Genomic DNA, 24,568 nt, shown 5'->3' with positions numbered 1-24,568 from the left:
TGCGCAGACCCTACGAGGTCAGGGCCCGCGCTCGTAATGCACCATTCTTGCGTATGCCCGTTCGATCATTGCGTCCGGGGGCTCAGAACGGGTGATCGTTGCACGTCGCGTTATGAATCGGTACATGAGCAGTAAAAAAGGGGCGCGACCCGGCGAACCGGATCGCGCCCCTTCAGGGCTGGTGCGACTACTGCCAGCTGGCGTGCAGCGGCTTGCCCTCGGCGTAACCGGCGGCGCTCTGGACGCCGACGACGGCCCGCTGGGCGAACTCCTCGAGGGAGCCGGCACCCGCGTAGGTGCAGGACGAACGGACACCCGCGATGATCGAGTCGATCAGGTCCTCGACGCCCGGGCGGGCCGGGTCGAGGAACATGCGCGAGGTGGAGATGCCCTCCTCGAACAGGCCCTTGCGCGCCCGGTCGTACGCGGACTCCTCGGAGGTGCGGTTCTGCACCGCACGGGCCGAGGCCATGCCGAAGGACTCCTTGTAGAAGCGCCCGTCGGCGGTCTGCTGCAGGTCACCGGGGGACTCGTAGGTACCGGCGAACCAGGAGCCGATCATGACGTTGGACGCGCCGGCCGCCAGGGCCATGGCCACGTCGCGGGGGTGACGAACGCCACCGTCGGCCCACACGTGCTTGCCGTACTTCTTCGCCTCGGCGGCGCACTCGAGCACCGCGGAGAACTGCGGGCGGCCCACGCCGGTCATCATGCGGGTGGTGCACATGGCGCCCGGGCCCACACCGACCTTGATGATGTCCGCGCCGGCCTCGATGAGGTCGCGCACACCCTCGGCGGCGACGATGTTGCCGGCGACGATCGGGACCTGCGGGTCGAGCGCCCGGACGGCCTTGATCGCGCTGATCATCGACTCCTGGTGACCGTGCGCGGTGTCGATGACGAGCGTGTCCACGCCCGCGTCGAGCAGCTGCTTGGCCTTGGCCACGAAGTCGCCGTTGATGCCGACGGCGGCGGCGATGCGCAGCTTGCCGTCCGCGTCGGTGGCGGGGGTGTACAGGGTCGCGCGCAGCGCGCCCTTGCGGGTGAGGATGCCGACCAGCTTGCCGTCCTTGTCGACGGCGGGCGCCAGCTTGCGGTGGGCGGCGTCGAGCTGGTTGAAGGCCTCGCGCGGGTCGATGTCGGCGTCCAGGAGCAGCAGCTCGGTGGACATGACCTCGGACAGCTGGGTGAAGCGGTCCACGCCGGTCAGGTCGTGCTCGGTGACGACGCCGACGGGGCGGTGGTCCGCGTCGACGACGACGCCGGCGCCGTGGGCCCGCTTGGGCAGCAGGGACAGCGCGTCGGCGACGGTCTGGGTCGGGGCGAGCACGATGGGGGTGTCGAGCACGTGGTGACGGCCCTTGACCCAGGAGATGACCTCGGTGACGACCTCGATCGGGATGTCCTGGGGGATGACGACGAGGCCACCGCGGCGGGCGACCGTCTCGGCCATGCGGCGGCCGGCGATGGCGGTCATGTTGGCGACCACGAGCGGAATGGTGGTGCCCGTGCCGTCGGGCGAAGAAAGGTCCACTGCCTGTCGGGAGCCGACCGCCGAGCGGCTCGGCACCATGAACACATCGTCGTACGTCAGGTCGTACGCCGGCTTCTGGTCGTTAAGGAATCGCATACTGGCTCTCTCACCTGCGGTTTTGCGTACAGAGCGGGTGGGGAGTCAGCACCGAGCCAGCACCGGATCGGGCTGAGGTTCCTGGACCCATCATCCACGATCGCAAGCGATCCTGGCGAACTTGGCGCACATTCTGTGACATCGGCCAGCGGGTGGCGAGAAGCGCTTGTGGCTTCACCCAAGTGGTCCGTCCGGGCCGCGGCCGGGCAAACGCGACGGCGCCGACCGCCCCGGGAAGGGGTGGCCGGCGCCGTCGGCGTGCGGCAGGGCTATGAGCCGTCCGGGTCGGCCCGGTCCAGGGCCGGGCGGGGGCCCGGGCCCGTCTCCAGCAGGAGGTAGTCGGCCGCCGCGGTGTCCGTGACCAGGCTGGTGACCAGCCCGGAGCGCAGCACCGCGCCGATCGCCGCCGCCTTGCGCAGCCCGCCGGCGATCGCGACGACCTCCGGTATACGGCGCAGCCGGTCGGCTTCCACCGTGATGCAGCGTTCGCCCAGGTCACGGCCGATCCTGCGGCCCTCGGCGTCGAAGAGGTGCGCGGACATCTCGGCGGCCGCGCCGAGGGAGGCGTAGTGCTCGCGCTCCTGCGGGGTCAGCATGTCGTAGACGGTCGAGATGCCCGGCGCCCAGGAGCCGATCGAGACGGCGGCGACGGTGACCTTGTCGAAGTAGTCGAAGGCCCGGGCGATGCCGGTCTGGCCGCGCAGCGCGGCGGCCGTGGCCGTGTCGGGCAGCAGCATCGGGGCGTAGATCGGGTGGGCCTCGCCGCCCGAGACCTGGGCGGCCCGGCGCACGGCCTCCACCGAGCCGCGCTCGGCGGTGCCCGCGTCGTACACGCCGGTGAGCTGGACGACCGTGCAGGGCGGCAGCCGGTGCAGGGCCGCGGCCATGTGGATGGTGGAGCGGCCCCAGGCGAGGCCGAGCACGTCGCCCTCGTGGACCAGCTCGCCGAGCAGGTCGGCTGCCACCTCGCCGAGGTTCTCGGGATCGGGCGCGTCGTCGGCCGCGTCGGCCGGGGACTCCACGACGACCGCGTGGCGCAGGCCGTAGCGGGCGCGCAGCGCGTCGGAGCGCTCCGCGTCCAGCTCCGCCGGCACCCGGATCTCGATCCGCACCAGGTCGCGCTCCAGTGCCGTCTCCAGCACCCGGGCCACCTTGAAGCGGCTCACGCCGAACTCCTCGGCGATCTGGATCTTCGACTTGCCCTCGAGGTAGAAGCGGCGGGCCATCGCCGCCGCCTGCACCAGCTCGGCGGGCCCCATAGGCGTGGCTGAACGGCCCGTCGACACCCTGGTCTCCTCACTACTGTGTTCACGCTTGTGTGCAAGCTGTGGAGCTAATGACTCGACGTCATCCTGTCAGATGTGCCGCGTCTTGATCAGGCCTTGACCTTCGCCCTCAGCAATTCGGGCGAGCAGCGCCGGGACGCTCAGTGCGCGCAGGCCCAGGGCGCACGGGCGGTGGCCTGCTCCGCCTGCGCGCGCAGCGAGCGTACGGCCGCCGCCGGGTCGTCCGTACCGTAGACGGCCGATCCGGCCACGAACACGTCCGCGCCGGCCTCGGCGCAGCGCTCGATGGTGGAGGCCGAGACGCCGCCGTCGACCTGCAGCCACAGCTGCAGGTCGTGCCGCGAGATCAGCTCACGGGTCCGGCGGATCTTCGGCAGCATGATGTCGAGGAAGGCCTGGCCACCGAAGCCGGGCTCGACGGTCATGATCAGCAGCATGTCCAGCTCGGGCAGCAGGTCCTCGAACGGCTCGATCGGGGTGGCGGGCTTGAGCGCCATGGACGCCCGCGCCCCCTTGGCCCTGATCTCCCGCGCCAGCCGCACCGGCGCCGCGGCGGCCTCCGCGTGGAAGGTCACCGACCCGGCGCCCGCCTCGGCGTACTGCGGCGCCCAGCGGTCCGGGTCCTCGATCATGAGGTGGCAGTCCAGCGGGGTGTCGGTGGCCTTCGCCAGCGACTCGACGATCGGTACGCCGAGCGTCAGGTTGGGCACGAAGTGATTGTCCATCACGTCGACGTGGAGCCAGTCGGCGCCCTTCACCGCCTGCGCTTCGTCGGCGAGGCGGGCGAAGTCCGCGGACAGGATGCTGGGGTTGATCTGCACGGCCATACCCCAAGCCTGCCATGCCGCGCCGGCGGCCTTGACCCGGGGCTTGTCGCGGCCGTGGTTCCGGCTGCCTCAGCCCGTACGCCGCAGCAGCGCCAGATACATGGCGTCCGTGCCGTGCAGATGGGGCCAGAGCTGGACGTCGGGGCCGTCGCCGAGGCCGGGGACGCCCTGCATGAGAGGACGTGCGTCGATCCACTCGGCGGACACCGCGGGGCCGCCACGGCCCCGCAGGACGTCGTCGACGACGGCCCGGGTCTCGGCCGGGTGCGGGGAGCACGTGGCGTAGCCGACGACTCCGCCCACGCGCACGGCGCGCAGCGCCTCGCGCAGCAGGTCGCGCTGGAGCGGCGCGAAGCCGGCCACGTCCTCGGGCCGGCGGCGCCAGCGGGCCTCGGGGCGGCGGCGCAGGGCGCCCAGGCCCGTGCACGGCACGTCCATCAGGACCCGGTCGAAGGTGCCCTCGCGCCACGGCGGACGGGTGCCGTCCGCGGCGATGACCTGATAGGGGCCGGGGTTGCCGGCCAGGGCGCGCTCGACGAGGCGGGCGCGGTGCGGCTGCTTCTCGGAGGCCAGCAGGGCGGCGCCGCGCTGCGCGGCGAGCGCGCCCAGCAGGGCGGCCTTGCCGCCGGGGCCCGCGCAGCCGTCCAGCCAGCGCCCGTCCGGCCCCTCCAGCGGGGCCTCGGCCAGCGCCAGGGCGACGAGCTGGCTGCCCTCGTCCTGGACGCCCGCCCGGCCCTCGCGCACGGCGTCCAGCGCGCCGGGCTCGCCGCCCTCGGCGAGCCGCACGGCGTGCGGCGACCAGCGGCCGGGCAGGGCGGAGTCCTCGCCGACCGCGGCCAGCAGCTCCTCGGCGGTCGCGCGCCCGGGGCGGGCGACCAGGGTGACCTCGGGACGGTCGTTGTCCGCCTCGAGGAGGTCCTCGATGCCCGCCCGGGGGCCGCCGAGCGCGTCCCACAGCGCGGAGACGATCCAGCGCGGGTGGGAGTGGACGACGGCGAGGTGCTCCTCGGGGTCGTCGTCGTAGGGCGGGGCGACCTTCTCCAGCCAGCCGTCGAGGTCGTGGGCCGTGATCTTCCGCAGCACGGCGTTGACGAACTTCGCCCGTCCGTCGCCCAGGACGACCCGCGCCAGCTCGACGCTGGCGGAGACCGCGGCGTGCGGCGGGATGCGCGTGCCGAGCAACTGGTGCGCGCCCAGGCTCAGCACGTCGAGCACCGGCGGGTCGACCTCGCGCAGCGGCCGGTCGACGCAGGAGGCGATGATCGCGTCGTAGGTGCCCTGGCGGCGCAGCGTGCCGTAGACCAGCTCCGTGGCGAGGGCGGCGTCACGCGTGTCGAAGTCGCCCTTCTCGCGGGCCTTGCGCAGCAGCGGCGGCAGCACGAGGTTCGCGTAGGCGTCCCGTTCGTCGACGGCCCGCAGTGCCTCGAAGGCCAGGATCCGTACCGGGTCCTTCTGGGGCCGGCGGTACGGCTTGGCGGGGCGGCCGTTCTTGCGGCGAGACGCCTGATCGTTCACGAAAGGTGCTCCGGAGCTGGGGTGATGAAGGATTCCAGCCTACGCCCGTTACTTCTCGCCCAGCCGCTCGCCTGCGGCGATGCGCACACCGCGGGCCCAGTCGGCGGCCTGCATCGGCTTCTTGCCCTGCGGCTGGACCCACTGCAGCTGCACGCCGTGCGAGCCGGTGCCGACGTGGACGGAGTTCTTGGCCGCCGCGATCTCGCCGGGGGCGAGGTCGGTGCGGTCGGGCGTCACGGCGAGGGACATGACCTTCAGCCGCTCGCCGCGGAACGTCGTCCAGGCTCCGGGGGCCGGGGCGCAGCCGCGTACGACGCGGTCGACGCGCAGGGCGGGGGCGGCCCAGTCGACGCGGGCGTCCTCGACGCTGATCTTCGGGGCGAGCGAGACGCCGTCGGCGGGCTGCGGCACGGCCCGCAGGGTGCCGTCCTCGATGCCGTCCATGGTGGCGGCCAGCAGCCCGGAGCCGGCGAAGGCGAGGCGGGTCAGCAGGTCGCCGCTGGTGTCGGTGGGGCGGACCTGCTCGGTGAGCACGCCGTAGACGGGCCCGGAGTCCAGGCCCTCCTCGATCAGGAAGGTGGAGGCGCCGGTCACCTCGTCGCCGGCGAGGATCGCGTGCTGCACGGGGGCGGCGCCGCGCCAGGCGGGCAGCAGGGAGAAGTGCAGGTTCACCCACCCGTGGGTGGGGATCTCCAGGGCGGCCTTGGGCAGCAGGGCGCCGTAGGCGACGACCGGGCAGCAGTCGGGGGCGATCTCGCGCAGCCGCGCGAGGAAGTCCTCGTCGCGCGGGCGGGCGGGCTTGAGCACCTCGATGCCCGCCTCCTCGGCGCGCTCGGCGACCGGGCTGGCGACCAGCCGGCGGCCGCGTCCGGCGGGCGCGTCGGGCCGGGTGACGACGGCGACGACCTCGTGGCGGTCCGAGGCGATCAGGGCGTCGAGGGCGGGTACGGCGACCTCGGGGGTACCGGCGAAGACGAGCCTCATGGGTGGCGGACTACCTCTCTCGTAGCGCTCTCACAGCGCTGGCGGGGCGCCGGGCGGAACGGCGCTCCAGTCTAGAGGCGCCCTCGGCGCAGGGGGCGTGCGGGCTGACGCGCGCCCCATTCCAGCGGATGTACGCCCCCATACCGTGACCCAGCGGCCCGTGGCGCGTTGGGTCAAGAGAGATTGACCGAAACGGGCTGCAACCACGGTCCGCTTTCCTTGCGTTGTTTACCGACCACCCGTCAACTCTCGTCCTCCTACGTCCCTTTAACCGCCGGTCCGAGAGGCTTGTTCATGCCCGACCACGCAACCCACGACGCCCAGGCACGGGCCAGCCTGCATCTCCTGGTCCGGGACATCGAGAGGGTCCGCCGTCAGGTGGACGCGCTGCGCACCCTCACCGCCCAGCTGGGCAACGTCTACCGTCCGCGCCGCACGGGCCCCTCGGCGGGCTTCGTCGTCTACGGCCGCGCCCCCGCGCCGACCGTCCGGCTGGCGCAGGAGCTGCGGGACAGCGTCGAGACGCTGGTCACGGCGGCGGTGGACTTCGACCGCTCGCTGGGCTTCTCGTGGGACGCGGTGGGTTCGGCGCTCGGCGTCACCAAGCAGGCGGTGCACCGCCGCTACGGCGCCCGCAGGGCGGGCGGCCAGAGCACCGCCGAGACCGCCGAGCCGGTCCGTACGGCCGAGCCCACCCCGGTCCCCGTCGTCCCGGCCGCCCGCTCGGTCCCCGGCCAGCCGGTCGCCCACCGCGAGGAACCCCGCGCCTCGGCCTTCCCGGGCCCCCGCAACGGCTGACCCACGGGGCCTCGGGCCCCACTGCGCCGGCCCTGTGGGCGCACCCACCGGGCCGGGCCCGGTCCGGCACCGCCGGATTCCACCATGGCGGCTGAGCGCCGCTGCGGCGGGAAGGGGCCCCGGTCCCGCCCTTTCTCCGTTTCCTGGGGCTGCGCCCCAGCCCCCCGGGGCCGCCGATCACCCGATGTCCGGCGGGTCCATCCGCAGTCGTACCGGCTCGCCCTCGCGGCGGGCGAGCCGCACCGCCTGGGCGGCCTTGAGCGCGGCGGCCAGCGCCGCGCCCCGGCCCGGGCGGACCCGGACCAGCGCCCGCTCCCACCGCTCCCCCGGCGGCGGATCGCCGGCCCGGCGCGGGCGCCCGGGCAGGGGCACGGGCAGCGGGACAGGGCCCAGCACCTCCGCCCCCTCCGGCAGCTCGGTCGTCGCGAGGAGCTCCGCCACCGCATCCGGCGGACCGGAGACCGCCGCCATCCGGGACACCGGCGGAAAGCCCAGCTCCGCCCGGTCCGCGAGCTCGCGCATCGCGTGCCCGGCCGGGTCCCAGCGCACCAGCGCCTGCACCGGTCGCAGCGTCGGCTCGGCCACGACCACCACCGTGCCGCCCGCCTCCTGGCCCCGCACCAGCGCCGCCGCCGCCAGCCAGCGGCGCAGCGCCTCCTCGCCCGCCCGCAGGTCGGGGCGGCCCAGCAGGGCCCAGCCGTCCAGGAGCAGGGCCGCCGCGTAGCCGCCCTCGGCGACCGGTTCGGCGCCGGGGGTGGAGACGATCAGGGCGGGCCGGTCCGGGACGGTGTCCAGGACGTGGTCGCGGCCCGAGGTCCGTACGGGCACGGCCGGGAAGGCCCGGCCCAGCTCCTCCGCCGTGCGCCGCGCGCCGACGACCTGGGCCCGCAGCCGGAAGCCGCCGCACTCGCCGCAGTGCCAGTCACGGGCCTCCTGCCCGCACCACCCGCAGTGCAGCAGCCCGTCCTCGCCCCGCGCCTCCAGCGGCCCCGCACAGTGCGCACAGCGGGCGGGCTCGCGGCACCGCTCGCAGGCCAGCCGCGGTACGTAGCCGCGGCGCGGCACCTGCACCAGCACGGGCCCGTGCCTCAGGCCCTCGCGGGCCACCTCCCAGGCGACGGTGGGCAGCCGGGCGGCGCGGGCGGCGGCGTCGCGCGCCTCGTCGGCCTCACCGACCGTGCGGACCCGCGGCGCCGCGGCCCGCAGCCGCTCCCGGCCGGCGGCCAGCGGCAGGGCCCAGCCGGTGTCCACCAGCTGCGCCGCCTCCACCGTGCAGCCGAAGCCGCCGAGCAGGAACGCCGCCTTCTCGTGCGCCGCCCGCAGCAGCAGCACCTCACGGGCGTGCGGCTGCGGAGCGTGCGGCTCGCTGTGGCTGGAGTCGCCGTCGTCCCAGATCGCGGCGAGGCCCAGGTCCCGTACGGGCGCGAACATCGCGGCCCGGGTGCCGACCACGGCCCGCACCGAGCCCCGGCTGACCGCCAGCCAGCGGCGGTAGCGCTCCTCCGGCCCGGTGTCGGCGGTCAGCAGCACATGCCGGCCCGCGCCGAGCAGCGCGCCGAGCGCGGCGTCGACGCGGGCGGCGGCCCGGCCGTCGGGCACCACGATCAGCGCGCCGCGCCCCGAGGCCAGGGCGGCCGCCGCCGCGCGGGCCAGCTCCGCCGGCCAGTGCGGGCCGGGCAGCGCACTCCACACCGCGCGCGGGGAGTCGCCCCGGGCGACGGCGTCGAGATAGGCCGGCCCCGTCGGATACCGCGCCCAGCTGCCCGGCTCGGGCACCGGCGGCGGCGACAGGGGCGCGGGCGAGGGCTCGCCCTCGATACGGGCGTGCCTCGGCGGCACGGCCAGCTGCAGCACGTCGGCGAGCGAGCCGGCGTACCGGTCGGCCACGGCACGGCACAGCCCCAGCAGCGGCGGGCTCAGCACGGGCTCGGGCGAGAGCACCTGGGCGATGGCGGCGAGCGGCCCCTGGTAGTCGGATTCGGCCACCCGCTCCACGATGAAGCCGTCGAGCAGGCCGCCGCCCTCCCGGCGTCCGCCCCGCACATTGCGGGTGCCCGCCCCGAAGCGCACCCGCACCCGCGTCCCGGGCCGGGCGTCGGCGTCGAGCTCGGCGGGCACGGCGTAGTCCCAGAGCCGGTCGAGGTGGACCGGGCCCTTGTCCACCAGCACGCGCGCGACGGGCAACTCCTTGGCCAGCTCGGCGCCCCGCCATGTCCGCGGCTTGGCCCGCGGCACCTTGGCCTTGCGCACCGTCTCGCGAATGAACGCGAGCTGCTCCGCCTGCTCCCCCGCGGGCTCCGCCCCGGGTCCCCCGTTCTCGCTGCTCACGGCTCCAGTCCTACCAGAGGGCACTGACATGCCCGGGATCAGGAGCACGACGGCCCCGGACCGACGTGTCGGTCCGGGGCCGTGTTCCGTGCGGAGGGTCCTACAGACCCGCGGCCTTCTTCAGCGCGTCCACGCGGTCCGTGCGCTCCCACGTGAAGTCGGGAAGCTCACGGCCGAAGTGACCGTACGCGGCGGTCTGCGCGTAGATCGGGCGGAGCAGGTCGAGGTCGCGGATGATCGCGGCCGGGCGGAGGTCGAAGACCTCGGCGATGGCGTGCTCGATCTTCTCGGTGTCGACCGTGTTGGTGCCGAAGGTCTCGACGAACAGACCCACCGGCTCGGCCTTGCCGATCGCGTAGGCGACCTGGACCTCGCAGCGGGCAGCCAGCCCCGCCGCGACGACGTTCTTGGCGACCCAGCGCATCGCGTACGCGGCCGAGCGGTCGACCTTGGACGGGTCCTTGCCCGAGAAGGCGCCGCCACCGTGGCGGGCCATGCCGCCGTAGGTGTCGATGATGATCTTGCGGCCGGTGAGGCCGGCGTCGCCCATGGGGCCGCCGATCTCGAAGCGGCCGGTGGGGTTCACCAGGAGGCGGTAGCCCTCGGTGTCCAGCTTGATGCCGTCCTCGACGAGCTCCTTGAGGACGTGCTCGACGACGAACTCGCGGATGTCGGGCGCCAGCAGCGAGTCCAGGTCGATGTCCGAGGCGTGCTGCGAGGAGACGACCACGGTGTCCAGGCGCACGGCCTTGTTGCCGTCGTACTCGATGGTGACCTGGGTCTTGCCGTCGGGGCGCAGGTAGGGGATGGTCCCGTTCTTGCGGACCTCCGACAGGCGGCGGGAGAGCCGGTGCGCCAGGTGGATCGGCAGCGGCATGAGCTCGGGCGTCTCGTCGCAGGCGTAGCCGAACATCAGGCCCTGGTCGCCGGCGCCCTGCTTGTCGAGCTCGTCCTCGTCACCCTCGACACGGTTCTCGTACGCGGTGTCGACACCCTGGGCGATGTCCGGGGACTGCGCGCCGATGGAGACCGAGACACCGCAGGAAGCGCCGTCGAAGCCCTTCTTGGACGAGTCGTAGCCGATCTCGAGGATCTTGTTGCGCACGAGCGAGGCGATCGGCGCGTAGGCCTTCGTGGTCACCTCGCCGGCGACGTGCACCAGGCCGGTGGTGATGAGGGTCTCGACGGCGACGCGGGAGGTCGGGTCCTCCTTGAGGAGGGCGTCGAGAATGGAGTCGCTGATCTGGTCAGCGATCTTGTCGGGGTGCCCCTCGGTCACGGACTCCGAGGTGAAAAGGCGACGGGACACAATGCTCCCTGGGGTTGCAGCGGCTGCTGGCTGATCATTTGAAGGACCCGGCCGAGAGCTGCGCTCGACGCGGATCCGGATGCCAGTTTATCCGGCCTTCCCCGGCTCGGGACATCCCGTCCCTCATCACCGAGCGGTTGAACTGTGACACCCGCCACTCCAACCACTTTATTCCCGCCCGCGACGCCTCAGACGAAGCGCCTGGTCACCAGGGACCAGACGGTGTCCGCGAGGGCCTCCTTGGGGCCGTACGGGACCGGGATCTCGGTGCCGTCGGAGGCCAGGACCACCGCCTCGTTCTCCTCCGAACCGAAGGTCTTGCGCTCCCCCACCTCGTTGACGACCAGCAGGTCACAACCCTTGCGGGCGAGCTTGGCTCGGCCGTTGGCGAGCACGTCGTCGGTCTCGGCGGCGAAGCCGACGACGACCTGGCCGGGGCGGGGGCGCCCGGCGGAGAGCTCGGCGAGGACGTCGGGGTTGCGGACCAGGGCGACGGGCTCGGGCTCCTCGCCGTCCCGCTTCTTGATCTTGCCCTCGGCGTAGTGCGCGGGGCGGAAATCCGCCACGGCGGCGGCCATCACCACGGCGTCGGCGTCCGTCGCGGCCTTGAGCACCGCTTCCCGCAGCTGCACCGCCGTCCCCACGTGCACGACGTCGACGCCGGCGGGGTCGGGAAGTTCGCTGTTGGCGGAGACGAGGGTGACGCGGGCCCCGCGCGCGACGGCGGTCCGGGCCAGGGCGTAGCCCTGCTTGCCGGAGGAGCGGTTGCCGAGGTAGCGGACCGGGTCCAGGGGCTCCCGCGTACCGCCGGCGCTCACCACGACGTGCCGGCCGGCCAGGTCGGCGACCTGGGAGGCGGCGCCGCGCGCCAGCACCCGGCGGCAGACCTCGAAGACCTCGCCCGGCTCGGGGAAGCGGCCCTTGCCGGTGTCGACGCCGGTCAGCCGGCCGACGGCGGGCTCGATGACGATCGCGCCGCGGCGGCGCAGCGTCGCCACGTTCTCCTGGGTGGCGGCGTTCTCCCACATCTCGGTGTGCATGGCCGGGGCGAAGACGACCGGGCAGCGGGCCGTGAGGAGCGTGTTGGTCAGCAGGTCGTCGGCGAGGCCGTGGGCGGCCTTGGCCAGCATGTCGGCGGTGGCGGGGGCCACGACGACGAGGTCGGCCTGCTGGCCGATCCGTACGTGCGGCACCTCGTGCACGCTCTCCCACACCTGGGTGACGGCGGGGTGGCCGGAGAGCGCGGACCAGGTCGCCTCACCGACGAAGTGCAGGGCCGAGGCGGTCGGCACCACCCGGACGTCGTGCCCCGACTCGGTGAGGCGGCGCAGCAGCTCGCACGCCTTGTAGGCGGCGATCCCACCGCTGACCCCCAGGACGACCTTGGGCTTCTCCATCGCTCGCTTCTCCCCGCGCTCTCGTCCGTACGTGCGAACCGTACAGGCCCATGACACACCACGGGCCCGGCAGTCGCTCCCCCGGCCGGAACGCCGGGTGGAGCCCCTGCCGGGCCCGTGGTGTCACATACCGAAAAATTCAGCGCTTACTGCGCCGGGGCCTCGACGGCCTCGGAGGTCAGCAGGCCCGCGTTGATCTCGCGGAGCGCAATGGAGAGCGGCTTCTCGTGGACGTGGGTGTCCACCAGCGGACCGACGTACTCCAGCAGGCCCTCGCCGAGCTGCGAGTAGTACGCGTTGATCTGGCGAGCGCGCTTGGCGGCGTAGATCACCAGGCTGTACTTCGAGTCGGTCGCCTCGAGCAGCTCATCAATCGGCGGGTTGATGATGCCCTCGGGCGCGGTGATGGAAGAGGACACTCTCTGCCTTCCGAAGGGGGGTGAAGAAAGATGTTCAGCGAAGCAAGGCTAGCAGCTCGCGCGCAACGTCCTCGACGGAGGTGTTGACCAGCGTGGTGTCGAACTCGGCCTCTGCGGCGAGCTCGACCTTCGCTGCGGCCAGCCGGCGCTCGATGACCTCGGGCGACTCGGTCCCCCGGCCGGTGAGCCGGCGGACCAGCTCGTCCCAGCTGGGCGGCGCGAGGAAGACCAGCTGGGCCTCCGGCATGGTCTCGCGGACCTGCCGGGCGCCCTGGAGGTCGATCTCCAGCAGGACCGGCTCGCCCGCCTCCAGGCGGTCGAGCACGGCCTTGCGGGGCGTGCCGTAGCGGTTGCCCGCGAATTCGGCCCACTCCAGCAGTTCACCGTTGGCGATGAGCTTGTCGAACTGCTCGTCGTCGACGAAGAAGTACTGGACGCCCTCCTGCTCGCCGGGTCGCGGCTTGCGGGTGGTCGCGGAGACCGAGAGCCACACCTCGGGGTGGGCCTTGCGCATATGGGCGACGACCGTGCTCTTGCCGACCCCGGAGGGGCCGGAGAGCACGGTCAGCCGCGGTTGTCTGGCCGGGGGTACGGGGGACGTCCCCCGGGAGACTGCAGTACTCATGCAGCGATTATCCCGGTTCCGGGGAGTGCCTGGGAACGCGGGACCCGCCGCCGGGTGGCGGTCAGGCCGCCTTGTTGCCGAACTCTCGCTCGAGAGAGGCGATCTGGTTGGAGCCGAGACCGCGCACGCGGCGGCTCTCGGAGATGCCGAGCCGCTCCATGATCTGCTTGGCGCGGACCTTGCCCACACCGGGCAGGCTCTCCAGGAGGGCGCTGACCTTCATCTTGCCGATGACATCGTTCTTCTGGCCCTGCTGAATGACCTCGTGCAGCGAGGCGCCGGAGTGCTTGAGTCGATTCTTGACCTCGGCGCGCTCCCGGCGAGCCGCGGCGGCCTTTTCGAGCGCGGCTGCGCGCTGTTCAGGGGTAAGGGGCGGAAGAGCCACGCCTACGTCACCTCGGATGTCGAACTGTCGGATAAGGACCGGTGAGGAACCTAGTCGGCCCACACCTGGGGAGCAACGAGCAACGCGCTTGCTCGTTCGCTCTCGTCGGAGACTAGCGGCCGATCCCGCTCCAGTCAGCGAGAACAGACGAAAAGTCCTGGTCAGACTCGCTCGACCAGGACTTTTCCGGACATAATGACCGACAAATTTCTTGGTTTCCCGGCTTTTGGCGTTAAGCCGACCCCCGAAGTCCCCACGGCCTCCGCGCGGGAGGGGTCAGCCCGCCACCGCCTGCCGCACCTCGTCCGCGAAACGCTCGGCGCTGCGGCGCAGGGCCGCCACGTCCGGACCGTGCCGCAGCACGCCGCGGCTGACGTTCGGGACGACGTTGCCCACGGCGGAACCGAAGACCTTCGGCAGGTCGGCGGCGGTGGCGCCCTGGGCACCGATGCCGGGGGCCAGCAGCGGGCCGTCGATGGCCAGATCCACACCCGCCGCACCGAGGCTCTCCCCCAGCGTCGCGCCGACGACCGCGCCGTACGAGCCCATCGGGGCCGCACCGGCGTTCTCGGCCTTCAGGTGGTTCAGCATCGTCGCCGCGACGCTCACGCCGTCGGCCCGCACCGCGTGCTGCACCTCCGCGCCCTCGGGGTTCGAGGTGAGGGCGAGGACGAAGACGCCCGTGCCGCTCTCGCGCGCCAGGTCCAGCGCCGGGCGCAGCGAGCCGTAGCCGAGGTAGGGGCTGACGGTGACCGCGTCCGAGAACAGCGGCGAGGCCGGGTCCAGGTAGGTCGCGGCGTACGCGGCCATGGTGGAGCCGATGTCGCCGCGCTTGGCGTCCATCAGCACCAGGGCACCGGCGGCGCGCGAGTCGGCGACGGCCTGCTCCAGGACGGCGATGCCGCGGGAGCCGAACCGCTCGAAGAACGCGGACTGCGGCTTGAGCACGGCGACCCGGTCGGCCAGCGCCTCCACGACCGTGCGCGTGAAGCGCTCCAGGCCCGCGATGTCGTCGGACAGGCCCCAGTCGGCGAGCAGCGCGGCGTGCGGGTCGATGCCCACGCACAGCGGACCGCGCTCGTCCATGGCGCGGCGCAGGCGGGCGCCGAAGGGCTCCTGGGAGGACTGCTGCGTCTGGGTCACTTCGCTTCTCCGGAGATACGGGCACGGGTGGCGGCGCCGACCGCCTCGGCGAGGGTGGTGTAGGGGCTGGCGGCCAGGCGCTCGGCGAGGCCCTTGTGGATCGCCCGGCACCAGAACGGGCCCTCGTAGATGAAGGCGCTGTAGCCCTGGACCAGCGTGGCGCCGGCCAGGATGCGCTCCCAGGCGTCGTCGGCGGTCTCGATGCCGCCGACCCCGACCAGGGTGATCCGGTCGCCCACACGGGCGTACAGGCGGGCGAGGACCTCCAGGGAGCGCTCCTTGAGGGGGGCGCCGGACAGGCCGCCCGCGCCGATGGCCTCCACGGTGCGCTTGGGGGTCTTCAGGCCCAGGCCGTCGCGGGCGATGGTGGTGTTGGTGGCGATGATGCCGTCCAGGCCCAGCTCGACGGCGAGGTCGGCGACGGCGTCGATGTCCTCGTCGGCCAGGTCGGGGGCGATCTTCACCAGCAGCGGCACGCGGCGCGAGGTGACGGTGCGGTCGGCGGCCTCGCGGACGGCGCTCAGCAGCGGGCGCAGCGCCTCGGTGGCCTGGAGGTTGCGCAGGCCGGGCGTGTTCGGGGAGGAGACGTTGACGACGAGGTAGTCGGCGTGGGCGGCCAGGCGCTCGGTGGAGGTGACGTAGTCGGCGACGGCCTCGGCCTCCGGTACGACCTTGGTCTTGCCGATGTTGACGCCCACGGTGGTCCGGAAGACCTCCTTGCGGGCCGCCAGGCGCTCCGCCACGGCCGCGGAGCCGTCGTTGTTGAAGCCCATGCGGTTGATGAGCGCGCGGTCGGCCACGAGGCGGAAGAGGCGCTTCTTGGGGTTGCCGGGCTGCGGCTGGGCGGTGACCGTGCCGATCTCGACGTGGTCGAAGCCGAGCATGGCCATGCCGTCGATGGCGACGGCGTTCTTGTCGAAGCCGGCGGCGAGGCCGAAGGGGCCGTGCATGCGCAGGCCGAGGGCCTCGGTGCGCAGCGCGGTGTGGCGCGGGGCGAGGACGGCCGCGACGAAGGTGCGCAGGACGGGGACGCGGGCGGCCAGGCGGATCCAGCGGAAGGCCAGGTGGTGGGCGTTCTCGGGGTCCATGCGCTTGAAGATCAGGTCGAAGAAGAGACGGTACATTTCCAGCCTTCTGAGCGAGGGAGCGGGGCGAGGGGGCTCAAGAAGAGGGGGACACCTCGTGGTGTCCCCCTCCGTGAGCCCTACGCCTCGCGCGCGGCGGTCAGATGTTCCGCGTGCTCCTGCAAGGAGCGCACGCCTACCTCACCCCGGGTCAGCGCGTCGATGCCCTGCACGGCGGCGGCGAGCGCCTGGACCGTGGTCAGGCACGGGACCGCCCGGGCGACGGCGGCGGTACGGATCTCGTAGCCGTCGAGGCGGCCGCCGGTGCCGTACGGGGTGTTGACGATCAGGTCGACCTGGCCGTCGTGGATGAGCTGGACGATGGTCTTCTCGCCGTTGGGGCCCTCGCCCTCGCTCTGCTTGCGTACGGCGGTGGCGTTGATGCCGTTGCGCCGCAGGACCTCGGCGGTGCCGGAGGTGGCGAGCAGCTCGAAGCCGTGGGCGACCAGCTCGCGGGCCGGGAAGATCATCGAGCGCTTGTCCCGGTTGGCGACGGAGACGAACGCCCGGCCCTTGGTGGGCAGCGCGCCGTACGCGCCGGCCTGCGACTTGGCGTAGGCCGTGCCGAAGACGGAGTCGATGCCCATGACCTCGCCGGTGGAGCGCATCTCCGGGCCGAGGACGGTGTCCACGCCGCGGCCGTGGATGTCGCGGAAGCGCGACCACGGCATCACGGCCTCCTTGACGGAGATCGGCGCGTCCAGCGGCAGGGTGCCGCCGTCGCCCTCCTTGGGCAGCATGCCCTCGGCGCGCAGCTCGGCGACGGTCGCGCCCAGCGAGATGCGGGCGGCGGCCTTGGCCAGCGGTACGGCGGTCGCCTTGGAGGTGAAGGGGACCGTACGGGAGGCGCGCGGGTTGGCCTCCAGGACGTAGAGGATGTCCCCGGCCATGGCGAACTGGATGTTGATCAGGCCGCGCACGCCGACGCCCTTGGCGATGGCCTCCGTGGAGGCCCGCAGGCGCTTGATGTCGAAGCCGCCGAGGGTGATCGGGGGCAGCGCGCAGGCGGAGTCGCCGGAGTGGATGCCGGCCTCCTCGATGTGCTCCATGACGCCGCCGAGGTAGAGCTCCTCGCCGTCGTAGAGCGCGTCGACGTCGATCTCGATGGCGTCGTCGAGGAAGCGGTCGATGAGCACCGGGTGCTCGGAGATCAGGCCCGCGTGCCGCTCGAGGTAGCCGGCCAGGGAGGGCTCGTCGTAGACGATCTCCATGCCGCGGCCGCCCAGGACGTAGGAGGGGCGGACCATGACGGGGTAGCCGATGCCCGCCGCGATGCCCTTGGCCTCCTCGAAGGAGTAGGCGGTGCCGTACTTGGGCGCGGGCAGCCCGGCCTCGGTCAGGACGCGGCCGAAGGCGCCGCGCTCCTCGGCGAGGTCGATGGACTCGGGCGAGGTGCCGACGATCGGCACGCCGTTGTCCTTGAGCGCCTGGGCCAGGCCGAGGGGGGTCTGGCCGCCCAGCTGGACGATGACGCCCGCGACGGGACCGGCGAGGGTCTCCGCGTGGACGATCTCCAGGACGTCCTCCAGGGTGAGCGGCTCGAAGTAGAGCCGGTCGGAGGTGTCGTAGTCGGTGGAGACGGTCTCGGGGTTGCAGTTGACCATCACGGTCTCGTAGCCCGCGTCGCTGAGCGCGAAGGAGGCGTGGACGCAGGAGTAGTCGAACTCGATGCCCTGGCCGATGCGGTTCGGGCCGGAGCCCAGGATGATGACCGCGGGCTTCTCGCGCGGCGCGACCTCGGACTCCTCGTCGTAGGAGGAGTAGAAGTACGGCGTCTTCGCGGCGAACTCGGCGGCGCAGGTGTCGACCGTCTTGTAGACCGGGCGGACGCCGAGGGCGTGGCGGACCTCGCGGACGACGTCCTCGCGCAGGCCGCGGATCGCGGCGATCTGAGCGTCGGAGAAGCCGTGGCGCTTGGCCTCGGCCAGCAGCTCGGGGTCGAGCTTCTCGGCGGCGGCCAGCCCGTCCGCGATCTCCTTGATCAGGAACAGCTGGTCGACGAACCAGGGGTCGATCTTCGTGGCGTCGAAGACCTCCTGGGCCGTGGCGCCGGCGCGGATGGCCGCCATGACCGTGTTGATGCGGCCGTCGGTGGGCACGACGGCCTTCTCCAGCAGCTCGGCCTTGTCGCCGACCGGGCCGGTGAAGTCGAACTGCGAGCCCTTCTTCTCCAGCGAGCGCAGCGCCTTCTGCAGCGCCTCGGTGAAGTTGCGGCCGATCGCCATGGCCTCGCCCACCGACTTCATGGTGGTGGTGAGGGTGGCGTCGGCGGCCGGGAACTTCTCGAAGGCGAAGCGGGGCGCCTTGACCACGACGTAGTCGAGCGTGGGCTCGAAGGACGCCGGGGTCTTCTCGGTGATGTCGTTGGGGATCTCGTCGAGGGTGTAGCCGACGGCGAGACGCGCCGCGATCTTGGCGATCGGGAAGCCGGTCGCCTTGGACGCCAGCGCGGAGGAGCGCGAGACGCGGGGGTTCATCTCGATGACGATGACCCGGCCGTCGTCGGGGTTGACGGCGAACTGGATGTTGCAGCCGCCGGTGTCGACGCCGACCTCGCGGATGATCGCGATGCCGACGTCCCGCAGGATCTGGTACTCGCGGTCGGTCAGCGTCATCGCCGGGGCGACGGTGATGGAGTCGCCGGTGTGCACGCCCATCGGGTCGAAGTTCTCGATGGAGCAGACGACCACGACGTTGTCGTGCTTGTCGCGCATCAGCTCCAGCTCGTACTCCTTCCAGCCGAGGATGGACTCCTCCAGGAGCACCTCGGTGGTCGGGGAGAGCGTCAGGCCCTGGCCGGCGATGCGGCGCAGCTCGTCCTCGTCGTGGGCGAAGCCGGAGCCGGCGCCGCCCATGGTGAAGGAGGGGCGGACGACGACGGGGTAGCCGCCGAGCGTCCCGACGCCCGCGATGACCTCGTCCATGGTGTGGCAGATGACCGAGCGTGCGGACTCGCCGTGGCCGATCTTGGCGCGGACGGCCTCGACGACGCCCTTGAACAGGTCGCGGTCCTCGCCCTTGTGGATCGCCTCGACGTTGGCGCCGATGAGCTCCACGCCGTACTTCTCCAGCACGCCGTTCTCGTGCATGGAGATGGCGGTGTTGAGCGCGGTCTGGCCGCCGAGGGTGGGCAGGAGCGCGTCGGGGCGCTCCTTGGCGATGATCTTCTCGACGAACTCGGGGGTGATCGGCTCGACGTACGTGGCGTCGGCGATCTCCGGGTCGGTCATGATCGTGGCGGGGTTGGAGTTGACGAGGATGACCCGCAGGCCCTCGGACTTCAGCACCCGGCAGGCCTGGGTCCCGGAGTAGTCGAACTCTGCTGCCTGGCCGATGACGATCGGGCCGGAGCCGATGACCAGGACGGACTGGATATCGGTGCGCTTAGGCACGCTGGCCCTCCATGAGCGAGACGAAGCGGTCGAACAGGTACGCGGCGTCGTGCGGGCCCGCGGCCGCCTCGGGGTGGTACTGGACGCTGAATGCCGGCTGGTCGAGCAGCTGGAGACCCTCGACCACGTCGTCGTTCAGACAGACGTGGGAGACCTCCACCCGGCCGTAGGGCGTGTCGGTCGCCGCGTCGAGCGGGGCGTCGACGGCGAAGCCGTGGTTGTGCGCGGTGACCTCGACCTTGCCGGTCGTGCGGTCCTGCACGGGCTGGTTGATGCCGCGGTGGCCGTACTTCAGCTTGTAGGTGCCGAAGCCGAGGGCGCGGCCGAGGATCTGGTTGCCGAAGCAGATGCCGAAGAGCGGCGTCTTGCGGGAGAGGACCTCGCGCATCACCGAGACGGGGTGGTCGGCGGTGGCCGGGTCGCCGGGGCCGTTGGAGAAGAACACTCCGTCGGGCTCGACCGCGTAGACGTCCTCGGCGGTGGCGGTGGCGGGCAGGACGTGCACCTCGATGCCGCGCTCGGCCATGCGGTGCGGGGTCATGCCCTTGATGCCCAGGTCGATCGCCGCGACGGTGAAGCGCTTCTCACCGATCGCGGGGACGACGTAGGCCTCCTTGGTGGCGACCTCGGCGGAGAGGTCGGCGCCCTTCATCTCGGGGGCCCGGCGGACCTCGGCGAGCATGGCGGCGTCGTCGCCCAGGGCGTCGCCCGAGAAGATGCCGACGCGCATGGCGCCGCGCTCGCGCAGGTGGCGGGTGAGCGCGCGGGTGTCGATGCCGCTGATGCCGACGACGCCCTGGCGGGCGAGCTCCTCGTCCAGGGACCGGCGCGAGCGCCAGTTGGACGGGATGCGGGCGGGGTCGCGCACGACGTAGCCGGCGACCCAGATGCGGCCGGACTCGGGGTCCTCGTCGTTGACGCCGGTGTTGCCGACGTGCGGGGCCGTCATGACGACGACCTGGCGGTGGTACGAGGGGTCGGTCAGCGTCTCCTGGTAGCCGGTCATGCCGGTGGAGAACACGGCCTCGCCGAAGGTCGCCCCCACGGCCCCGTAGGCACGGCCGCGGAACGTACGGCCGTCCTCCAGGACGAGTGCGGCGGGGACCTTGCCGGTCCCCTGGGTGGAGGTCGTCATCGTGCGCCTTCCGTGTCGTGGTTCAGGTGGTGCTGGGTGGTCAGTGCCTCGGTCCAGGCCGAGTGCTCCGCCGCCCGGTCGGAGCGGAAGCCGGAGTCGATCAGCTTCTCGCCGTGCTGCCAGGTGATCACGAGCAGGCCGCCCTCGGCGAGGACCTTGCCCGCGATGCCCTTGTCGAGGCGGGCGCCGCGCAGGGCGGCGGCGGGGATGAAGAAGTCCTGGGCGCCGGGCCGTACGACGGCCACGCCCTGCTCCGTCAGGGTGAGCTCGGCCCGGCTGCGGGTGCCGAGGCCGTGCGCGACGATGCGGTCGAGCCACTGCCCGGCGGTGGTCGAGCCGTGGTAGCGGCCGCTCATCGTCAGGGTGGGCTCGCCCGACTCGGCGGGGGCGGCGGGCAGCTCGGGCAGATCGCCCTGGAGCGTGCCGCGCCACTTCCAGCCCTCGCGCATCAGCCAGTACAGCAGGGCGACGAAGAGCAGCAGCCCGACGACCCAGCCGATGCGCGCGGCCCAGTCCGTGACGTCGGCAGACTTCTGCTCGGCCGCCAGATTGATCAGTGCAGATGTCACGCGAGTTTCCCGTCCACGACCGTTGCCCGGCCCCGCAGGAAGGTGTGGGTGACGCGACCCGGCAGCTCACGGCCCTCGTAGGGGGTGTTGCGGCTGCGGGAGGCGAAGCCCGCGGGGTCCACGACACCACGGTAAGCGGAGTCGAGCAGGGTGAGGTTGGCGGGCTCCCCGGCGGCGATGGGCCGTCCGTGGCCGGCGAGGCGGCCGATGGCGGCGGGGCGGAAGGACATGCGCTCCGCCACCTGGGCCCAGTCCAGCAGGCCGGTCTCCACCATCGTGTGCTGGACGACGGACAGGGCGGTCTCCAGGCCCACCATGCCCATGGCCGCCGCTGCCCACTCGCAGTCCTTGTCCTCGTGCGGGTGCGGGGCGTGGTCGGTGGCGACGATGTCGATCGTGCCGTCGGCGAGGGCCTCGCGCAGGGCCATGACGTCGCGCTCGGTGCGCAGCGGCGGGTTGACCTTGTAGACCGGGTTGTACGAGCGGACCAGCTCGTCGGTCAGGAGCAGGTGGTGCGGGGTGACCTCGGCGGTCACGTCGATGCCGCGGGACTTGGCCCAGCGGACGATCTCGACCGAGCCGGCCGTGGAGAGGTGGCAGATGTGCACGCGCGAGCCGACGTGCTCGGCGAGCAGCACATCGCGGGCGATGATCGACTCCTCGGCGACGGCGGGCCAGCCGCCCAGGCCGAGCTCGGCGGAGACGATGCCCTCGTTCATCTGGGCGCCCTCGGTCAGGCGCGGCTCCTGGGCGTGCTGGGCGACGACGCCGTCGAAGGCCTTCACGTACTCCAGGGCGCGGCGCATGATCACCGCGTCGTCGACGCACTTGCCGTCGTCGGAGAAGACCCGCACCCCGGCGGCCGACTCGTGCATCGCGCCGAGCTCGGCGAGCTTCTTGCCCTCCAGGCCGACGGTGACGGCGCCGATGGGCTGCACGTCGCAGTAGCCGGACTCCTTGCCCAGGCGCCAGACCTGCTCGACGACGCCGGCGGTGTCGGCGACGGGGAAGGTGTTGGCCATGGCGAAGACGGCCGTGAAGCCGCCGCTGGCCGCGGCGCGGGTGCCGGTGAGGACGGTCTCGGAGTCCTCGCGGCCGGGCTCGCGCAGGTGGGTGTGGAGGTCGACCAGGCCGGGCAGCAGGATCTTGCCGTCGGCCTCGACGACCTGGGCGCCCTCGGCGCTCAGGCCCGTGCCGACCGCGGCGATGGTCTCGCCGTCGATGAGGACGTCCTGCGGCTCGCCGCCGAGGACCTTCGCACCACGGATCAGGATCTTGGTCATGGTTACTTGCTCTCCTCGGTACGGGCGGAGTTCGTGACGGCGGGCTCGGAGCCGCCGAGCAGCAGGTAGAGGACGGCCATGCGGATCGAGACGCCGTTGGCGACCTGCTCCACCGCGGTGCAGCGGTCGGAGTCGGCGACCTCGGCCGTGATCTCCATGCCCCGGTTCATCGGGCCGGGGTGCATGACGATGGCGTCCTGCGGCATCCGGGCCATGCGGTCGCCGTCGAGCCCGTAGCGGCGGGCGTACTCGCGCTCGGTGGGGAAGAAGGCGGCGTTCATGCGCTCGCGCTGGACGCGGAGCATCATCACCGCGTCGGACTTCGGCAGCACGCTGTCGAGGTCGTAGGAGACCTCACACGGCCAGGCCTCGACGCCGATCGGCACCAGCGTGGGCGGGGCGACCAGGGTGACCTCGGCGCCGAGCGTGTGCAGCAGGTGCACGTTGGAGCGGGCCACCCGGCTGTGCAGCACGTCGCCGACGATCGTGATCCGGCGGCCGGCCAGGTCCCGGCCGAGACCTGCGTCCCGGCCGACGAGGCGGCGGCGCATGGTGAAGGCGTCCAGCAGGGCCTGGGTGGGGTGCTCGTGGGTGCCGTCGCCGGCGTTGACGACGGCCCCGTCGATCCAGCCGGAGTTCGCCAGCCGGTAGGGGGCGCCGGAGGCGTGGTGGCGGATGACGACCGCGTCGGCGCCCATGGCCTCCAGGGTCAGGGCGGTGTCCTTGAGCGACTCGCCCTTGGAGACCGAGGAGCCCTTGGCGGAGAAGTTGATGACGTCGGCGGAGAGCCGCTTGGCGGCGGCCTCGAAGGAGATGCGGGTGCGCGTCGAGTCCTCGAAGAAGAGGTTGACGACGGTGCGGCCGCGCAGGGTGGGCAGCTTCTTGATCGGCCGGTCCGCGACCCGGGCCATCTCCTCGGCGGTGTCGAGGATCAGGACGGCGTCGTCGCGCGTGAGGTCGGCGGCCGAGATGAGGTGGCGCTTCATCCGGTTGCTCCGTGGTTGAGGAGGTATGCGGGGGCTGTGGCCGGGCATGCGGCGGCGCGGGAGCGGCCCTGGAGGGACGCCGGGCCCGCGGAAGGGGTGCTACTGCCCGTCGGCCGGGGCGGTCGTGCCCGCGCCGAGGAGCACGCTGTCGCGGCCGTCCTCCTCGGTGAGGTGGACCTTGACCGTCTCCCGCAGCGACGTGGGGAGGTTCTTGCCGACGTAGTCGGCACGGATCGGCAGCTCGCGGTGGCCGCGGTCGACGAGGACCGCGAGCTGGACGGCGCGCGGGCGCCCGATGTCGTTCAGGGCGTCCAGGGCGGCCCGGATGGTGCGGCCGGAGAAGAGCACGTCGTCGACCAGGACCACGAGCCTGCCGTCGATGCCCTCGCCGGGGATGTCGGTACGGGCGAGCGCACGGGCCGGGCGCAGCCGGAGGTCGTCGCGGTACATGGTGATGTCGAGGGAGCCGACCGGCGTCTTGCCACCGGTGATGTCCTCGAGCTTGGCGGCCAGCCGACGGGCGAGGAAGACGCCACGGGTCGGAATGCCGAGGAGTACGACGTCGTCGGCGCCCTTGGCGCGTTCGACGATCTCATGCGCGATACGGGTCAGAACCCGGGCGATGTCCGGTGCTTCGAGCACGGGACGCGCGCTGGGAATTGCGTCCATACGAAACGGACCCCCTTCTCCGCCTCACAGGACGGACTTTAAAGGACGTCGGATTTACATGTTTCACCGTACCAGGACCGCCGGTGAACTCTTGCCTCCACCCCTGACGGCCCAGGCCATGGACCATTCGGCTTGACGAACCGAGATTACGCTGCGTAACCTCACAGTGAGTTACCAGTCTTCGTCCGGGGAGCTTTATGTCCAGCGAATACGCCAAACAGCTCGGGGCCAAGCTCCGCGCCATCCGCACCCAGCAGGGCCTCTCCCTCCATGGTGTCGAGGAGAAGTCCCAGGGGCGCTGGAAGGCCGTCGTAGTGGGTTCGTACGAGCGCGGCGACCGTGCCGTGACCGTGCAGCGCCTGGCCGAGCTGGCCGACTTCTACGGTGTGCCCGTGCAGGAACTCCTGCCCGGCACCACGCCCGGCGGTGCCGCCGAGCCCCCGCCGAAGCTGGTCCTGGACCTGGAGCGTCTCGCCCATGTCCCGGCCGAGAAGGCGGGCCCGCTCCAGCGTTATGCCGCGACCATCCAGAGCCAGCGCGGCGACTACAACGGCAAGGTGCTCTCGATCCGCCAGGACGACCTGCGCACCCTCGCCGTGATTTACGACCAGTCGCCCTCGGTGCTCACCGAGCAGCTGATCAGCTGGGGTGTGCTCGACGCCGACGCGCGCCGTGCCGTCCAGCACGAGGACGCCTGACCGCCCGGTCCGGCCCTCATACAAACCGCCGGGGGCGGGGGAAACCCATTGGGTTTCCCCCGCCCC

General features: G+C 72.4%; 21 protein-coding genes. 2 read left to right on the top strand and 19 right to left on the bottom strand.

Annotated elements, in window-relative coordinates; all coding sequences use genetic code 11:
- Positions 1-187: 187 nt before the first annotated feature.
- The 5 genes from AB0G59_RS17675 to fmt all read right to left on the bottom strand — a co-directional run bounded on the left by AB0G59_RS17675 (position 188) and on the right by fmt (position 6,242).
- On the bottom strand, positions 188-1,630 hold the full coding sequence (locus AB0G59_RS17675; RefSeq protein ID WP_360912527.1) for a GuaB1 family IMP dehydrogenase-related protein: 1,443 nt from the start codon (positions 1,628-1,630) through the stop codon (positions 188-190).
- A gap of 269 nt (positions 1,631-1,899) precedes the next feature.
- A complete protein-coding gene (locus AB0G59_RS17670; RefSeq protein WP_360912525.1) occupies positions 1,900-2,889 on the bottom strand; it encodes a sugar-binding domain-containing protein in 990 nt (329 codons plus the stop codon).
- Between the two features lie 167 nt (positions 2,890-3,056).
- Positions 3,057-3,743, bottom strand: coding sequence for a ribulose-phosphate 3-epimerase (gene rpe, locus AB0G59_RS17665; RefSeq protein WP_360912524.1), 687 nt, complete (start codon positions 3,741-3,743; stop codon positions 3,057-3,059).
- A gap of 69 nt (positions 3,744-3,812) precedes the next feature.
- The gene (locus AB0G59_RS17660) at positions 3,813-5,258 is read right to left on the bottom strand and encodes a transcription antitermination factor NusB (RefSeq protein ID WP_360912522.1); all 1,446 of its coding nucleotides are present in this window, start codon (positions 5,256-5,258) and stop codon (positions 3,813-3,815) included.
- 48 nt (positions 5,259-5,306) lie between these two features.
- A complete protein-coding gene (gene fmt / locus AB0G59_RS17655; RefSeq protein WP_360912520.1) occupies positions 5,307-6,242 on the bottom strand; it encodes a methionyl-tRNA formyltransferase in 936 nt (311 codons plus the stop codon).
- 294 nt (positions 6,243-6,536) lie between these two features.
- On the opposite strand from fmt, the gene AB0G59_RS17650 reads away from it, so the two are divergent.
- Positions 6,537-7,040, top strand: coding sequence for a hypothetical protein (locus AB0G59_RS17650; protein ID WP_360912518.1), 504 nt, complete (start codon positions 6,537-6,539; stop codon positions 7,038-7,040).
- Positions 7,041-7,217: 177 nt separating this feature from the next.
- Here the strand turns inward: AB0G59_RS17650 and AB0G59_RS17645 are convergent, their stop codons facing one another.
- The 14 genes from AB0G59_RS17645 to pyrR form a co-directional block, all read right to left on the bottom strand.
- Entirely contained in the window at positions 7,218-9,368 is a 2,151-nt protein-coding gene (locus tag AB0G59_RS17645) for a primosomal protein N' (RefSeq protein ID WP_360912516.1), read from the bottom strand.
- A 100-nt stretch (positions 9,369-9,468) separates the two neighbouring features.
- Complete coding sequence (metK, locus tag AB0G59_RS17640) at positions 9,469-10,677, bottom strand: methionine adenosyltransferase (protein WP_360912514.1); 1,209 nt, start codon at positions 10,675-10,677, stop codon at positions 9,469-9,471.
- Positions 10,678-10,865: 188 nt separating this feature from the next.
- Positions 10,866-12,074, bottom strand: a complete 1,209-nt coding sequence (coaBC, locus tag AB0G59_RS17635) for a bifunctional phosphopantothenoylcysteine decarboxylase/phosphopantothenate--cysteine ligase CoaBC (protein ID WP_360912512.1) — start codon at positions 12,072-12,074, stop codon at positions 10,866-10,868.
- Positions 12,075-12,220: 146 nt separating this feature from the next.
- Positions 12,221-12,493, bottom strand: a complete 273-nt coding sequence (gene rpoZ / locus AB0G59_RS17630) for a DNA-directed RNA polymerase subunit omega (protein WP_030360466.1) — start codon at positions 12,491-12,493, stop codon at positions 12,221-12,223.
- Positions 12,494-12,527: 34 nt separating this feature from the next.
- Positions 12,528-13,118, bottom strand: a complete 591-nt coding sequence (gene gmk / locus AB0G59_RS17625; protein ID WP_360912509.1) for a guanylate kinase — start codon at positions 13,116-13,118, stop codon at positions 12,528-12,530.
- A gap of 61 nt (positions 13,119-13,179) precedes the next feature.
- Positions 13,180-13,503, bottom strand: a complete 324-nt coding sequence (locus tag AB0G59_RS17620) for an integration host factor (RefSeq protein WP_071966183.1) — start codon at positions 13,501-13,503, stop codon at positions 13,180-13,182.
- Between the two features lie 276 nt (positions 13,504-13,779).
- Positions 13,780-14,646, bottom strand: coding sequence for an orotidine-5'-phosphate decarboxylase (pyrF, locus tag AB0G59_RS17615; RefSeq protein ID WP_360912507.1), 867 nt, complete (start codon positions 14,644-14,646; stop codon positions 13,780-13,782).
- A complete protein-coding gene (locus tag AB0G59_RS17610; protein ID WP_071966184.1) occupies positions 14,643-15,770 on the bottom strand; it encodes a quinone-dependent dihydroorotate dehydrogenase in 1,128 nt (375 codons plus the stop codon). Before AB0G59_RS17610 ends, pyrF begins: the two co-directional genes overlap by 4 nt.
- A gap of 80 nt (positions 15,771-15,850) precedes the next feature.
- Entirely contained in the window at positions 15,851-19,162 is a 3,312-nt protein-coding gene (carB, locus tag AB0G59_RS17605; protein WP_360912505.1) for a carbamoyl-phosphate synthase large subunit, read from the bottom strand.
- A complete protein-coding gene (gene carA / locus AB0G59_RS17600) occupies positions 19,155-20,297 on the bottom strand; it encodes a glutamine-hydrolyzing carbamoyl-phosphate synthase small subunit (RefSeq protein WP_360912503.1) in 1,143 nt (380 codons plus the stop codon). Before carA ends, carB begins: the two co-directional genes overlap by 8 nt.
- Positions 20,294-20,866 carry a hypothetical protein gene (locus AB0G59_RS17595; protein WP_360912501.1) on the bottom strand — a complete coding sequence of 191 codons (573 nt, stop codon included), beginning with the start codon at positions 20,864-20,866 and terminating at the stop codon, positions 20,294-20,296. Before AB0G59_RS17595 ends, carA begins: the two co-directional genes overlap by 4 nt.
- Positions 20,863-22,149, bottom strand: coding sequence for a dihydroorotase (locus tag AB0G59_RS17590; RefSeq protein WP_360912499.1), 1,287 nt, complete (start codon positions 22,147-22,149; stop codon positions 20,863-20,865). Before AB0G59_RS17590 ends, AB0G59_RS17595 begins: the two co-directional genes overlap by 4 nt.
- A gap of 2 nt (positions 22,150-22,151) precedes the next feature.
- The gene (locus AB0G59_RS17585; RefSeq protein WP_071966189.1) at positions 22,152-23,135 is read right to left on the bottom strand and encodes an aspartate carbamoyltransferase catalytic subunit; all 984 of its coding nucleotides are present in this window, start codon (positions 23,133-23,135) and stop codon (positions 22,152-22,154) included.
- A 99-nt stretch (positions 23,136-23,234) separates the two neighbouring features.
- Positions 23,235-23,804, bottom strand: coding sequence for a bifunctional pyr operon transcriptional regulator/uracil phosphoribosyltransferase PyrR (gene pyrR, locus AB0G59_RS17580; RefSeq protein WP_360912496.1), 570 nt, complete (start codon positions 23,802-23,804; stop codon positions 23,235-23,237).
- A 197-nt stretch (positions 23,805-24,001) separates the two neighbouring features.
- Here pyrR and bldD point away from each other — a divergent pair, with 197 nt between their 5' ends.
- Positions 24,002-24,502: a transcriptional regulator BldD gene (gene bldD, locus AB0G59_RS17575; protein ID WP_004948690.1), complete on the top strand. Its 501-nt coding sequence runs from the start codon at positions 24,002-24,004 to the stop codon at positions 24,500-24,502.
- The last annotated feature ends 66 nt before the right edge of the window (positions 24,503-24,568 follow it).

The sequence above is a fragment of the Streptomyces sp. NPDC021096 genome (assembly GCF_040641275.1).
Classification (GTDB): Bacteria; Actinomycetota; Actinomycetes; order Streptomycetales; family Streptomycetaceae; genus Streptomyces.
The sequence above is the reverse complement of the archived record's forward strand: the minus strand, read 5'-3'. Positions and strand labels throughout refer to the sequence as shown.

Excerpts from the sequence above, each read along its gene's own strand:
- rpe (WP_360912524.1), bottom strand. The coding sequence starts at position 3,743 with ATGGCCGTGCAGATCAACCCCAGCATCCTGTCCGCGGACTTCGCCCGC.
- coaBC (WP_360912512.1), bottom strand. The coding sequence starts at position 12,074 with ATGGAGAAGCCCAAGGTCGTCCTGGGGGTCAGCGGTGGGATCGCCGCC.
- AB0G59_RS17670 (WP_360912525.1), bottom strand. The coding sequence starts at position 2,889 with ATGGGGCCCGCCGAGCTGGTGCAGGCGGCGGCGATGGCCCGCCGCTTC.
- bldD (WP_004948690.1), top strand. The coding sequence starts at position 24,002 with ATGTCCAGCGAATACGCCAAACAGCTCGGGGCCAAGCTCCGCGCCATC.
- AB0G59_RS17585 (WP_071966189.1), bottom strand. The coding sequence starts at position 23,135 with ATGAAGCGCCACCTCATCTCGGCCGCCGACCTCACGCGCGACGACGCC.
- pyrR (WP_360912496.1), bottom strand. The coding sequence starts at position 23,804 with ATGGACGCAATTCCCAGCGCGCGTCCCGTGCTCGAAGCACCGGACATC.
- AB0G59_RS17590 (WP_360912499.1), bottom strand. The coding sequence starts at position 22,149 with ATGACCAAGATCCTGATCCGTGGTGCGAAGGTCCTCGGCGGCGAGCCG.
- AB0G59_RS17610 (WP_071966184.1), bottom strand. The coding sequence starts at position 15,770 with ATGTACCGTCTCTTCTTCGACCTGATCTTCAAGCGCATGGACCCCGAG.
- AB0G59_RS17650 (WP_360912518.1), top strand. The coding sequence starts at position 6,537 with ATGCCCGACCACGCAACCCACGACGCCCAGGCACGGGCCAGCCTGCAT.
- AB0G59_RS17675 (WP_360912527.1), bottom strand. The coding sequence starts at position 1,630 with ATGCGATTCCTTAACGACCAGAAGCCGGCGTACGACCTGACGTACGAC.
- gmk (WP_360912509.1), bottom strand. The coding sequence starts at position 13,118 with ATGAGTACTGCAGTCTCCCGGGGGACGTCCCCCGTACCCCCGGCCAGA.
- carA (WP_360912503.1), bottom strand. The coding sequence starts at position 20,297 with ATGACGACCTCCACCCAGGGGACCGGCAAGGTCCCCGCCGCACTCGTC.
- fmt (WP_360912520.1), bottom strand. The coding sequence starts at position 6,242 with ATGAGGCTCGTCTTCGCCGGTACCCCCGAGGTCGCCGTACCCGCCCTC.